General features: G+C 67.7%; 14 protein-coding genes and 1 tRNA gene. 7 read left to right on the top strand and 8 right to left on the bottom strand.

Annotation, left to right across the window (positions count from 1 at the left end):
* Positions 1–13 precede the first annotated feature (13 nt).
* Positions 14–505 carry a YajQ family cyclic di-GMP-binding protein gene (locus ABZT47_RS09655; RefSeq protein WP_354838109.1) on the bottom strand — a complete coding sequence of 164 codons (492 nt, stop codon included), beginning with the start codon at positions 503–505 and terminating at the stop codon, positions 14–16.
* A gap of 140 nt (positions 506–645) precedes the next feature.
* Between ABZT47_RS09655 and ABZT47_RS09660 the strand changes: the two genes are divergently transcribed.
* A tRNA-Tyr gene (locus ABZT47_RS09660) sits at positions 646–730 on the top strand.
* Positions 731–976: 246 nt separating this feature from the next.
* Here the strand turns inward: ABZT47_RS09660 and ABZT47_RS09665 are convergent.
* Both ABZT47_RS09665 and ABZT47_RS09670 read right to left on the bottom strand, forming a co-directional pair.
* A complete protein-coding gene (locus tag ABZT47_RS09665; RefSeq protein WP_354838111.1) occupies positions 977–1,645 on the bottom strand; it encodes a response regulator transcription factor in 669 nt (222 codons plus the stop codon).
* The gene (locus ABZT47_RS09670) at positions 1,636–2,865 is read right to left on the bottom strand and encodes a sensor histidine kinase (protein ID WP_354838113.1); all 1,230 of its coding nucleotides are present in this window, start codon (positions 2,863–2,865) and stop codon (positions 1,636–1,638) included. The genes ABZT47_RS09665 and ABZT47_RS09670 overlap by 10 nt, the downstream gene beginning before the upstream one ends.
* A 219-nt stretch (positions 2,866–3,084) precedes the next feature.
* Between ABZT47_RS09670 and ABZT47_RS09675 the strand changes: the two genes are divergently transcribed.
* From ABZT47_RS09675 to ABZT47_RS09690, 4 genes are all read left to right on the top strand, one after another.
* Positions 3,085–4,551 (top strand): vanadium-dependent haloperoxidase, encoded by a 1,467-nt coding sequence (locus ABZT47_RS09675; RefSeq protein WP_354838115.1) that lies wholly within the window; start codon positions 3,085–3,087, stop codon positions 4,549–4,551.
* A gap of 807 nt (positions 4,552–5,358) precedes the next feature.
* Positions 5,359–5,691 carry a hypothetical protein gene (locus tag ABZT47_RS09680; protein ID WP_354838117.1) on the top strand — a complete coding sequence of 111 codons (333 nt, stop codon included), beginning with the start codon at positions 5,359–5,361 and terminating at the stop codon, positions 5,689–5,691.
* A complete protein-coding gene (locus tag ABZT47_RS09685) occupies positions 5,688–6,134 on the top strand; it encodes a MerR family transcriptional regulator (RefSeq protein WP_354838119.1) in 447 nt (148 codons plus the stop codon). Before ABZT47_RS09680 ends, ABZT47_RS09685 begins: the two co-directional genes overlap by 4 nt.
* A 309-nt stretch (positions 6,135–6,443) precedes the next feature.
* The gene (locus ABZT47_RS09690; protein WP_354838121.1) at positions 6,444–6,776 is read left to right on the top strand and encodes a YnfA family protein; all 333 of its coding nucleotides are present in this window, start codon (positions 6,444–6,446) and stop codon (positions 6,774–6,776) included.
* 244 nt (positions 6,777–7,020) lie between these two features.
* Here the strand turns inward: ABZT47_RS09690 and ABZT47_RS09695 are convergent, their stop codons facing one another.
* On the bottom strand, positions 7,021–7,641 hold the full coding sequence (locus ABZT47_RS09695; protein ID WP_354838123.1) for a DUF6461 domain-containing protein: 621 nt from the start codon (positions 7,639–7,641) through the stop codon (positions 7,021–7,023).
* 168 nt (positions 7,642–7,809) lie between these two features.
* Between ABZT47_RS09695 and ABZT47_RS09700 the strand changes: the two genes are divergently transcribed.
* Positions 7,810–8,358 (top strand): YciI family protein, encoded by a 549-nt coding sequence (locus ABZT47_RS09700; RefSeq protein WP_354838125.1) that lies wholly within the window; start codon positions 7,810–7,812, stop codon positions 8,356–8,358.
* Between the two features lie 216 nt (positions 8,359–8,574).
* Here ABZT47_RS09700 and ABZT47_RS09705 read toward each other — a convergent pair whose 3' ends face one another.
* The 4 genes from ABZT47_RS09705 to ABZT47_RS09720 all read right to left on the bottom strand — a co-directional run bounded on the left by ABZT47_RS09705 (position 8,575) and on the right by ABZT47_RS09720 (position 11,845).
* Positions 8,575–9,186: a hypothetical protein gene (locus ABZT47_RS09705; RefSeq protein ID WP_354838127.1), complete on the bottom strand. Its 612-nt coding sequence runs from the start codon at positions 9,184–9,186 to the stop codon at positions 8,575–8,577.
* Between the two features lie 134 nt (positions 9,187–9,320).
* A complete protein-coding gene (locus tag ABZT47_RS09710; protein WP_354838129.1) occupies positions 9,321–10,184 on the bottom strand; it encodes a hypothetical protein in 864 nt (287 codons plus the stop codon).
* 326 nt (positions 10,185–10,510) lie between these two features.
* Positions 10,511–11,224: a hypothetical protein gene (locus tag ABZT47_RS09715; protein ID WP_354838131.1), complete on the bottom strand. Its 714-nt coding sequence runs from the start codon at positions 11,222–11,224 to the stop codon at positions 10,511–10,513.
* Between the two features lie 246 nt (positions 11,225–11,470).
* Entirely contained in the window at positions 11,471–11,845 is a 375-nt protein-coding gene (locus ABZT47_RS09720) for a VOC family protein (protein ID WP_354838133.1), read from the bottom strand.
* 87 nt (positions 11,846–11,932) lie between these two features.
* On the opposite strand from ABZT47_RS09720, the gene ABZT47_RS09725 reads away from it, so the two are divergent.
* Complete coding sequence (locus ABZT47_RS09725) at positions 11,933–12,394, top strand: MarR family winged helix-turn-helix transcriptional regulator (protein ID WP_354838135.1); 462 nt, start codon at positions 11,933–11,935, stop codon at positions 12,392–12,394.
* The last annotated feature ends 42 nt before the right edge of the window (positions 12,395–12,436 follow it).

Genomic DNA, 12,436 nt, shown 5'->3' on the forward strand with positions numbered 1-12,436 from the left:
TGAACTCGACTGGCTAGCGGTAGTTCGTGAACTGCAGGGCGATGTCGAGGTCCTTGCCCTTCAGTAGGGCGATGACATCCTGGAGCTCGTCCTTCTTCTTCGAGCTGACCCGCAGCTCCTCCCCCTGGATCTGCGCCTTGACCCCCTTGGGCCCCTCATCTCGGATGATCTTCGAGATCTTCTTCGCATGCTCCTGGTCGATGCCCTCCTTGAGGCCGACGACCAGGTGGTACTCCTTGCCGGACAGCTTCGGCTCGCCCGCGTCCAGCACCTTCAGCGACAGCCCGCGCTTGATGATCTTCTCCTTGAACACGTCAAGGACGGCGCTCGCGCGTTCCTCGCTGTTGGCCTTGATCTCGATGTTGTTCTGACCCGACCAGGCGATGCCCGCGCCCGTGCCCTTGAAGTCGAAGCGGTGCCCGACCTCCTTGACCGTCTGGTTCAGCGCGTTGTCGACCTCCTGACGGTCGATCTTGCTCACCACGTCGAAACTGCTGTCGGCCATCGGTATAGGTGTCCTCTCTCGTCCCTCCGACCCTAGCGACCCAGGAGGTGTCGCGTGTGGATCAGGGCGTCGGCGGCCGTTGTCACAGCCGCCCCGGAAGTCCGCTATTCTTCTACCTGTCGCCGCGAGAGCGAAGACACGGCAGGTTGCCCGAGTGGCCAAAGGGAGCGGTCTGTAAAACCGTCGGCTCAGCCTACCCAGGTTCGAACCCTGGACCTGCCACCACAAGCAGAAACGGCCCCTGGCCAGCAGAGATGCGGTCAGGGGTCGTTTTGTCATGTCCGCTTATGTCCGGCCGTCAGCTGCTCTCGACAGGTGGCTGTGCCCAATGCGTGCCGAAGGACCAAGCCCTTATCTCCTTCTGTTTGACCGTGTTCGAGAAGGGCTGCTCCGCTGGATGAGCGAGGGGGTGCGCTGCTGTTGTCTCACCGCCGGTGCCACTGGCTGACTCGGCCAGGAGCGGCCGGCGGGTCAGCGCATGCCCGGTCTGACCAGGCCGCAGTCGTAGGCGAGGACCACGACTTGGGCGCGGCTGCACAGGCCCAGCTTGGCCATGAGCCGGTTGAGGTGGGTCTTCACCGTGGCCTCGCTCACCTGCAGGGTCTCGGCGATCTGCCCGTTGGACAGCGCACGGCCGACCAGCCGCACCACCTCTGTCTCCCGCGGGGTCAACCCGGCCAGGCTGGGCGGCGGCACTTGGACCGCGGGGCTGTCGTACGCCTCGATGAGGCGCCTGATGGCGACGGAAGCCAGCAGGATGTCACCGGACGCGACCGTCTGGACGGCGGCGATCAGGCGCTCGGGCGGGGTGTCCTTGAGCAGGAAGCCGCTGGCGCCCACGCGGAGGGCGTTGTAGACGTACTCGTCGAGGGCGAACGTGGTCAGGATGATGACCTTGGGGGCGTCCTCGCCGCACGTCGTCAGGATGCGCTCGGTGGCGGTGATGCCGCTCATGCCGGGCATGCGGACGTCCACGGGCATGACGTCGGGACGCTGGGTGGTGGCGAGCCGGATCGCCTCCTCGCCCGAGCCCGCCTCGCCGACCACGTCGATGCCCGGGGCGGCTCGCAGCAACGCCGCCAGGCCCGCGCGGACCAGGATCTGGTCGTCCACCACGGCTACCCTGACGTTCACTCGCATCGCCGATCGGTGTCCGGAAGCCCTCTCTCCTGCGGGGACGAGGGCATGGGAAAGGACGCGGCCACCTCGTAGCCGCCCTCGGGGAGCGGACCGGCGGTGATCACGCCACCATAGAGCTTGACACGTTCTGTCATGCCCAGTAAGCCGTGCCCTCCTGAGGAGGTGGGCGCCCGCGTGCCGTGCCCGTCGTCGGTGACGCGGAGGGCGAGGTGGGCCGGGGCGTAGCTCACCACGATCCGTACGTGGGCGTCGTCGCCGGCGTGCTTGAGCACGTTGGTCAGCGCCTCTTGAACGATCCGGAACGCGCACAGATCCAGGCCCGGAGGCAGCGGCCGCGGCGTTCCCTCGACGGTCATGTCGATGGACGGTCCCGCCCGGCGTATCCGCTCGACCAGCGGCGGCAGGCGTTCGAGACCGGGTGTCGTGGTGTAGAGCTCATCGTCCTCGCCGGCGGGCTCGACGCGCAGGATCGACAGCAGCCGCCGCATCTCGTTCAGGGCCTCGCTGCTGGTGTGGGCGATGACCTCCAGCGCCTGCCGCGCGGTCTGGGGCTCGGACGACGCCACGTAGCGGCCGAGCCCGGCCTGTATGGAGATCACCGACATGTGGTGGGCTACCACGTCGTGCAGTTCGCGGGCGATCTGCATGCGCTCCAGCGTGACCGCCCGATGCGCGGCGGCCTCCTGCTCTTGATGCAGCCGGTCGGCCAGGTCCGTGAGCTGCCTGGTTCGCGACTGCAGCAGTCGCACGCCCGCGCCGACGCACACGGCACAGCCGGACACCATCAGGGCCTGCCCCAGCGCGGACCACACGGCCACGCGCGGCTCATGCAGGGAGGAGGAATGCGTCCACTCGGCGACGACGGGCATGGAGCAGACGAGCGCGGCGCGCATGGGCCGGTGCGCGGCGACGGTGTAGAGCGCCACCAGGGGACCCATGTTGTTGAGCCCGTAGTGGTAGCCGAGCAGGTGGTAGACGATCGCCCCCGATACGCAGATCACCAGTACGGAGTAGGGCGCGCGACGGCGGGCCGCGAGAGGGGCGTTGACCAGCAGCGTCAGGGCCAGCGATGGCAGGTCGGCCGGATGATGTCCCTGGGCCGGTTCGATCAGGGCCCACAACCAGCTTGTGATGATCATGAACAGGGCCAGGGCGGTGTCGGCGATCTCCGGTTTGACCTGTGACAGCCGCTGAACCGACGGTGGCGCGCCGTAGAGCATCCGTCAGGCTAACCCCGCGCGGTCCCGGCTCGCATCAACCCGGAGGTGAAACCGTGTACCGCGGAAGTCGCACTCCCAGGGGTGTAGCCAGATCGCTCTTACCGCGAAAGTCACGGTGGGATTCGACTCCTCGTCCGATGGAGAACGAGGGTTCGCGCGCTTCCATGGAGGCTGTTCGCCCATCCACAGGACATCCCTCGGGAGAAAGCGAGAGCACCCATGAGTTCCAGGCATCGCAGGGGAGTCGGGCAGAGGTTACGCAGAGCCGTGGTGACGGTGGCCACCGCGCTGGCGGTGACCGCGTCCACGGCGACGGTCGCGGCGCCACCGGCCGCCGCCGCGCCGCCCAACTACAGCGAGGACCCCACCCAGTACTGGAACGGCGTACTGATCGACGTGTTCCGGAACCTCAAGGGGAGGGACGCGACGCCGGGCAAGCTCGCCAGGGCCGCGGCGATGGTCAACGCGTCGATCTTCGACGCCGAGACCATGTTCCAGGACAAGTGGGGGGTGCGGAGATACCAGCCGTACCTGCAGGCCGGGACGTACTTCTCTCTGGCCAGGACCGACGGCGAGGAGGAGCGGGTGATCGGCCGGACGGCCTACAACATCATGCTCGACCTCTTCGGTGCCGGGAAGCTGGCCGACAGCCCCGACCAGACGGCCTTCCTCGACCAGCGGTTCCGGGCCTGGTTCGGCACCTCGCCCACCGACTTCGACTACCTGGACCTGCAGGTGGTCAGCTCGGTCGTGAACAGGATGCGTAACTTCCGGGCCGGGGACGGCTCCGAGGACACCCCGGGGTACACGCTCGCCAACGTGCCGGGCGCCTGGCGGCCCACCGGCGGGCCGGGAAGCTCGTGCGCCGGCGGCGCTGACGCGGTGGACCCGAGGTGGGGCGTGGTCAGGCCGTTCGCCATATCCAGCGGGTCGGTGTTCCGGCCGGCCACGCCGGGAAAGTACGCCGACTACGCCGCGCTGATCCGCGATCCCGAATACCGGGCACAGGTCGCCGAGGTCCGGAGGCTGGGCGGCGCCACCTCCACCGCCGCGACCCCGAACCAGCGCGACGTCGACCAGACCGCGGCGGCCTGGTTCTGGTCCAACGACCTGGACGGCACCTACAAGCCGCCGGGCCAGCTCCTCGAACACACTCGCCTGGTGGCTCGGCAGCGCGGCCTGACCAGCAAGTACGAGAACGCGCGACTGTTCGCCCTGGTATCGCTGGCCCTGGCCGACGCCGCCATCGCCGAGTGGGACGTGAAGTACCTGACGCCGATCGACCTCTGGCGGCCGGAGTCCGCCATCCGCGACGGCGGCCTCGACCCCGACTGGCGGCCGCTGTCGGCCGACCGCAACGGGGTCAACTTCTCGCCGTGCTTCCCGGCATGGGCCTCCGGCCATGCCACGTTCGGCGGCGCCTGGGCCGGGATCATGCGGCGCTTCTTCGGCAACGACGACATCCCGGTCCGGCTCACCAGCGAGGACCCGCACGCCCCCGTCCGGACCAAGGACTTCGCCGGCTTCAGCCAGGCCGCGCGGGAGAACGCCGACAGCCGGGTATGGCTGGGCGTCCACTACCCGTGGGACGCCCGGGACGGGCTGGAACTCGGCGAGAAGATCGCCAATTACGTCTACACGAACAAGCTGACCTGCATCTCCACCCCGTGCCCGGCGCCCGCCTGACGGGCGGGACGGAGCACGGTACAACGGGGGCATGAGCACCGCGTACGCGCGTGGTGCTCATCGCCGAAGTCGCCGGTCCGCGCATGGAGATCATCCATGGTGCCGAGGCCGTGACCGGGCAGGCCGCCACGACCGAACCGTCGCCGAGCCTACCCAGGTCCCGCCGGAGCTCCGGGATTTCAACTGGCTCGCGTGCGGGTTCCGAAGCTGATGTATGAAACGGTTTCGTAGCTCCCGAGATCTCAGATTTCGCATCGGACCCCTTGGAAGGCCATGCTTCTCCGCCTTGGCGGTGGAGTCCTGTACGGTCTGGGGCGCATCGTCCCAGCGGCGTACCGAGAAACCTGTAAGCGCTCAAGGTCGGCCGCTGTCGAAAGGTGCATGCTCGGCGAGCATCAAGGGGACATGAATCGCTCCGAGCAATCCCTGTTGTGCACCTATCAGCAGAGATGCCGGTCGGGGGCTTCTTCGTTCATGGCGCCCTGAGTGACCGTGATTCCCCTCCTTTTCCGTGAGATCCGGCACGGATCCGGCACGCGATCATGCCGCTGACTCTCGCGTGACGCGCACGGTTTCCCCTGCCTGATCTTTCCGTCTGCTGGGCTTGCCTGGGTCGGGGCAGGCGGGACGACCAGGCTTCCACCTCGGCCACGTACGGTCCTTGGCGTGCACCGTTTCCGCCCGGAGCCGAGGCCCCCGCCGGAGGCATGGTTTTGGGGTTGCAACCTGTACCGGGGTACGGGCCTACCGTCGAACTGTAGGGGGCGCTCGCGTGAGAGTCGGGCGCTCTTGGCACGTGGAGGGCTCATGGAGTGGGCACCGGCTGCATGCACGCTGCCGACGGAGGAACGGCCGTTGAGGGTGGCGGAGTTCGATGAGTTGTTCGCCTCGGCACTGCGCGGGCTGGAGCGTGTGACGTCTACGCGTCTGCGGCTGGTGCTGGGTGGTGGTGCGCAGGTGGAGGAGGCCGCGAGGGATCTGGCCGCGCGTGAGTCGGCCTGCTGCTCGTTCTTCGTCTTCACCTTCGCTGGCGACGGTGAGGGCCTGGTCCTGGACGTCGAGGTGCCCGCGGTTCACGCTCATGTGCTTGATGGGCTGGCGGCTCAGGCGGTCAAGGCGGCTCCCCGGGTGGCGTCGTGAGCGGGAAGTGGTTGCGTACGGGAGAGGTCGCGGAGGCGGTGGGGGTCAACGTCCAGACGTTGCGTTACTACCATCGGCGGGGTCTGCTGGAGGAGCCGCGGCGGAGCAACGGAGGGCATCGGCTGTATCCGCCGGAGACCGTCACGGTTCTTCGTGTGATCAAAGTGGCGCAACGGCTGGGCTTCACGCTGGATGAGGTGGCCGGTCTGGTGGAGGCGGTCGCACATCGTCATGGCAGACCGGATCGGGGTTTGCGGGTACGGGCGTCGGCCAAGCTGGCCGAGGTGGAACAGAAGATCGCCGACCTTCAGGCGATTCGCGAGACGCTCGTCCAGGCGGTGGATGCCGGGTGTGACGACCTGGTGGCGTGTGCGGGGAGTCCGTGCTGTCCGCTGCCGTTCTCGGACGTGGCGGACGGGAGCCGGCATGGCGAGGTCAACTGATCCCGGCCGAGGCCGGCGACTGCTTCCGGCCGGCGTGACGGGCTTGGCCGCACTGGCCTGCGCCGCTTGCTGTGTGCTTCCTGTACTGCCGGCGGCAGGGGTGATCGGTGGCGCTGGAGCTGTTGTGCTGACGAATGTGATGCCGATGGTGGCTGTGGGCCTGGCGGGCGTGGCCGTGCTGGCGTGGGGACTGGCGTGGTTCCTCCGGAGCCGCAGGCGGGCCACTGCATGCGCGGGCGGAGACGGCTGCGGCTGCCACAGTGCGAAGATCCGTCGGCACTCGGTGAGCGACCCTCTACAGTCACGGCTGTGACTGTCGCGCGTTCCCTTCTGCTGTTCGTGGTCGCCGCGCTCGCCGAGATCGGCGGGGCCTGGCTGGTCTGGCAGGGGGTTCGAGAACAACGCGGGCTACTGTGGGTCGGCGCCGGGTTCATCGCCCTGGGCCTCTACGGGCTCGTGGCCACCTTCCAGCCGAATGCCGACTTCGGCCGCATCCTGGCCGCCTACGGCGGTGTGTTCGTGGCGGGGTCGCTGGTGTGGGGCATGGTGGTGGACAAGTTCCGCCCGGATCGGTGGGATCTCATAGGGGCGGCGATCTGCCTGCTGGGTGTGCTGGTCATCATGTACGCCCCACGCGGGTGACCACAGTCGAACAGATCGACCCGCGCCGCCGTCACCAGCGGAAACGCAGAGAAGCCTCTTGCTGTGTGTCCGGCTGTTGGTGGTCATCAGCGGCGTTCTGCGGGGCGTCGCGGCCAATACGCGGCCGAGTCCGCTGCGAGCGTGCGAGGCGATGTCCGGCCGGACGACTCGCAGACCTCTAGGGCGCGGATGACGGGTTGGTTCGCTGTACTGCCGCTGTTGGAGGGTGCATGCTCAGCGACCATCAAGGGGACATGGATCTCATACGGGAGTGCTGCGCTTCGAACCAGTCGGCGGCTATGTCCGTTCGCGTGACCCGTCCGATGAGCGCCAATGCCGAAGCCAGACTCTCGTCCGAATCGACCCGATCATCGGTGGCCTCGTCCCCGCTGATCTGGAAGCGCAATCCTTCCATCAGGTGATCGAGCGCGTGCGGATCATCGCCGAGCCGGTCGCCTGGGCATCTGGGTTCGAAGGCGACGACCATGCGTCCATCGCGGGCGTACTGGAACAGGGCGTTGTTGTTGATGTCCATGTCGAGGCTGAGGGCTTGCCCGCCGCCGGCGGCGAGGGATCGTACGAACGGGGCATCGGTACGTGCGGGCAGGACACAAGTCCAGTCGCCGACCTCGGCCACCCACAGGGAACCGTCGTCGATCGCCTCATCGAGGATCTCGCTCAGGTAGCACGGGGTGCGAGTGCCGGGGTCTAGTGAAAAGTGTGCTGCGATGGTCGCGATGTCCACTCCCTGTACCCATACGGCGCAGAATCCCAGCGACCAGAGGTCATTGTGGTCGTCGAGTCCTTCGGTGAAGAGGGTTGATTCCAGCAGGTCGTACAGGTGTGTTCTCGACTGCATGCTCATTGCCTCTCTTCCAGTCGCTGATCATGCGCCGATTCGACGGGGTCAGCCATTGTGTGTCGCGGCCTGTACGAGGGTGACGGCCGGCCTGTGACCTGGCGCAGCGGTCGCCCGTGGCTCGGATGAATCAGAATGGAGCCATCGGTTCCGCCCATGGTAGGTACTCTGCGTATGGAGTTCTTCTGTTACCACCGGGATCGGCGTGACTCCGCGGCATTGCGCGATGAGCTGCTGGAAGAGCACTGGTCCTATATGGACCGGTACGCGGCGGAGGTGATCGCCCGTGGCCCGACCCTCGATCGTGGCCGCGATACGGCCACCGGCAGCGTGCACATCGTTGACCTGCCCGATCTCGCCACTGCGCGTGCGTTCGTCTTCGACGAGCCCAACTACCAGGCCGGCGTGTACCGGGATGTGATGCTGCGTCGGTGGCAGAACGTGCTGGGGCGCACCATGTGGGACTTCTCCGGCGGCCGAGACGGGGGTGACCGGTACCTGGTGCTGGGGCTCGGCTCTGGTCAGGCTGCCGACCTTGTCCCGCCCCTCGGCCAGGACGAGCTGATCGCGTATGGGCCGCTGCTGTCGGACGACGGCACCACCTGGCTGGGCACGGCCCTGTTGATCCGGGCGCCGGACCCGGAAGCGGCACGCGCGGTCCTGACCTCGGACCGTTACGCCGACATCGAGGTCCACGACTGGCAGTTCGGCGGGCGACGGTGACGAGCATCTGACGGGCGCCGAGATCAGAGCCAATACGACGGGCGGCCGCATCCCTGCCGTTCGCCGGCTCCACCGGTGCCAACGCCGCACGGCCGGCCGGCCGTACGGAGCGGGCGGCCGTACGGAGCGGGCGGCGGGCTGGGCGGCGGCGCGGAGCGCTGGTCAGGAGGGGGGCGGTGGTTCCTCCTCGGCCACAACGTCCCGGGCTGCCATGGATCACAGTGGGAGGTGAAGGGCGTAGGGAAGGCTGTCGATGAGTTCGTCGTCGAGTCGCACGCCTGTCTCCAGTTCGAGAATCGTCAGCATGACGGCTCGCAGATAGACGGGGTCACCCCCCTCCTCGTGTGCTTCCTCGTCTTGGAGGTAGCGGTGGAACAGGTCGGCATAGGACGCGAGCGGACCCGCCCGCCATCCCGCGATGAGTTCCTCCGACGACTCCTCATGGCCGCGTCGTTCCTCGTCCCAACTGCCGCCGCTGCCGTCGGACCGGATGTAGGCGAAGGCCAGGTTGTAGAAATCCCACTGGGCGATGCCGTGGTCACAGCCGTTCCCCAAAGCATGGGCGTTGGGCATGAAACGGGCGGCACCTACTTCGTCGTAAGTGACGACCGCCGGGCCGACCTGCCCGATGAGCAGGCATCCGTCCTCGCCCAGCGTTTCGCGTCCGGGAGCGGGGACAAGGTCGGCCCGCCGCATGCCGATGCGCCGCACGGCTTCGTCCACGGTCAGCGGCGTGGTGACGGTGTAGCAGAAATGCTCGATGTAGTCGATCAGCTTGTGGTTGCGGCGTAGCGGATCGCGGTACGGCTGAGGGATGGCGTCGTACATCACACCATGATCGAGCACGATGGCCGTACGGTGATCGCCACAGCCAACGCATGGGCCGCCAACCGGTTCCAGCAGGCGACCACGGACGCAGCATGACCAGGCCACAGGTGGAAGAGCGGAGGTCGAGGGGCCGGTCAGGCGCGGTGGCGGCGGTGAATGTATGTGGATATGGAGTGGATGGCGTTGGGAGCGCAGGCCGCGGCGAGGCCGATGACGACGCCGGAGAGGAACAGCATGCGTTGCGCGATCGCTTCGCCGTTCACGTCGACGTAGCTGGCGCGGACCTGCAGGGTGGCGAGCTCGCCTTCGCTCTTCCAGCTGAAGCCGGGCGTATTGCCCGCTTCGACAGGCTCGACGCTGAGGTAGTCCACCCGCAGTGGCGCCTCGTCGAGGATCAGCACCATTTGCGTGTACCGCTTGAAGTCGGTGAAGTCGCACGCGCTGGAGATGCGGTCCCACTCGGCGAAGGTCAGGCCGGACAGATTCCCGTTATGGGTGGCGGCGGCCAGCCCCGTGCACTGCATCTGGGAACCGACCTGCGGGGACGCGAACGCGATCCGCGAGTTCTCGGCGCTGATCGGCGGTATGCGCATCTCGCCGGTGAGCCGGCGGGAGTCGTCCAGGAGGACGAGTTGACGGTCGCCGAGTTCGACCGATTGGAGTTTCGTCTCACCGATGCGAGGTCGGTCGATACGGGCGCCGCCGCGGAACTCCAGGATGACCGGGAATGGGTTCGCGCGCGCGGTGTCCCAGTAGAGCGCCAGAGACTGCGTCCATTCGTCCTGATGGCCGGGCTCCTGGGATTTCTCGTAGGAGACGTTGAGCGAGGACTCGGTGAGCTTGGCCTCGCGGGGGAGGTAGATCGTCACGTCGCTGTCGAACCCGTAGTCCGGGCGCAGATGTGGGGACAACGGTGCGCCGGGACGTCCCGCGTCGAACAGCGCCCAGGCCAGCCCACACAGCGACACCGCGGTTGTGAGGAGCAGGATGCCGGCCACGGGAAAACGGACCTGCCGTCGCTGTTCGGGGGGTGGCTTCAGAGAGGGGGCCGGGACACGTGGCGCCGGTGCGGGAGGCGGCGGGGTCTTCGGCGTCGGCGGGGTCTTGGGCCTCGGCGTCCGTCCGGCCGCCCGCCGCAGTATCGCCCGGGCCGCGGAGAACAGCAGTACTGCCGCGACGAAGGGGAGGTGGCGGATCACCGGAGATCGGTGGCGCTGGTCAGGGGACGACTTCGGGCGGGGTGCCGGTAAGCCCTGCCGGGGAATGGGTCCGTGGCGCGGTGGGGTCTTCCGTGGTGGCGGTCGTCTCGTCATCGGACCTGCCGTCAGCCGGTGGGCAAGATGAGCCCGCAACCGTCCGGCATGATCGCGTTGATCACCTCCTGGGTCGACGTGCCGATGTCGGAGGTCACGGTGACCTTCAATGGGTACTGCGGGACACAGTGGTAGCTGCCGTCGTCCAGGCGGTTCAGCCGGAACAGCGGCCCCAGGCGCTCCGACAGGTCTTCGTCGGTTCTCAACGAGACGTCCCGCCCGTCGGCGGTCAGGGTGAGGTACTGGTGGAAGCGGACCAGCACGGTGGCGCCCGGTTCAAGCGCGAAAGGCGGCCGTTGCGTCACAGAAGGCGTCCGGGAAAGGACCGCCGCGTTGTTCTGGTAGATGTCGACCTGACGCGTCCCTCTGGCCGTCTTCAGCGCTGATAGCGCGCCCGCTTTGTCGCGATTCGTGGGGAATGTCGTGCTGATGTCGACGATGCAAATCCTGTTCTTGGTGAGATTTGCGATCGAGTAGACGGGTTTCCATTCGATCTCGGGTGTGCCACCCCCGTCCGGTGGGTCGACGATGGCCAGCGCCATGGTCAGGTCGAACTTCCCGCTGATGCCGATGCCGCCCGCCGAGGACCCGTTGCCGACGGCGACCTCGTCACAGTTCCTGTTCGGCGGCGTGGTGGAGGTGGCGCAACCGGTCGTGGTGAGGACGATGGCGGCGAGAATATTCGACGCGTTGCATCTGAGATGGGTGATTCCACGCTGACGCACGCTGCCTCCGGGGAGGATGACCGCCGGGTCGGCTCTCGATAAGGGGGACGATATTCAGTTTAGTGGCTCAAGCGGTCCCGTGCTGTCCGTGCGTTGTGGCCGATATCCATGCTGGATTATCGGGTTGCGTGGTGCCCGAATATGGGGGAATTATCCCCGCCATACCTCGTTGTTGGTTCCCTGTGACGGTCGAGGAGGCGGCCTCGGGTGCCGGGGGGCGGTAGAAGGTGGGCCATGCGGTGGCGGTCACTCGGGTACGACGGTGAAGAGTTCGTAGCTGTGGCCGTCGGGGTCGCGGACGTATACGCCTCGGCCGCCGGCGAGGTGGTTGATGTCGCGGTCCCAGCCGTGTGCGGGGCCGGAGCCGTAGTCGACCGACGGGGCTCGGCCGAGCCGTTCCATGACCGCGTCGAAGGTGTCGTCGTCGACCAGGAACGCGTAGTGGCCCGGCTCGGGCCGATGGCGGTCGTCGAAGTCGAGGGTGAGGTCGTCGTTGACCCTGACGGGCGTGAACGGCCCGGCGGGCGGGCCGACCCGCAGGCCCAGGAGGTCGGCGAAGAACGTGGCGGCCACGGTCCGGTCGGTGGCGGGGACGATCAGGTGGTTCATGACGATGGTCATGGAGAGCCCTTCAGGAGGGTCGAGATGCGTGCGATTCGCACATAATCATATGTGCGAATCGCACGCAACCGCCCGTAGGGTGAGGGCATGAGAGAGGGGCACGACGGAGGACCCGCGCTGTTCCGCCTGGTGCGCTTCTGGTCACGCAGGTGGGCCGGCCGCGCATCGGAGGAGCTGACCGGCGAGTCGCGTCACGTGCAGCACATCCTGGTCGTCGAGGCCGTGGTCACGAACGCGTCCCGCGCCGTCGCCGGGGAGGACGCGGTGGTCACCGTGGGCACCGTGGCCCACCAGCTCGGGCTCGACCATTCGGGCGCCAGCCGCATGGTGAGGGACGCGGTCGAAGCCGGCTACCTCGCCCGCGCCACCTCCGAACGCGACCGGCGCCGCGCCTGCCTGCGGCTCACCGAGAGCGGGGAGGAGTTGCTGGCGACCGCCAGGCGATGGCAGCGCCAGGCGTTCGATGAGCTGACGGCCTCCTGGCCGGAGGACGACCGGCGGCGGTTCGCGAGCTATCTGCGGCGCCTGGCCGACGACGTCGGCGCATAGCCGCCGCGACGCGTCCGGCCGGCCGGCCGCGTCTTGCGCCGC

This window comes from Sphaerisporangium sp. NPDC005289 (genome assembly GCF_040607455.1).
GTDB lineage: Bacteria > Actinomycetota > Actinomycetes > Streptosporangiales > Streptosporangiaceae > Sphaerisporangium > Sphaerisporangium rhizosphaerae.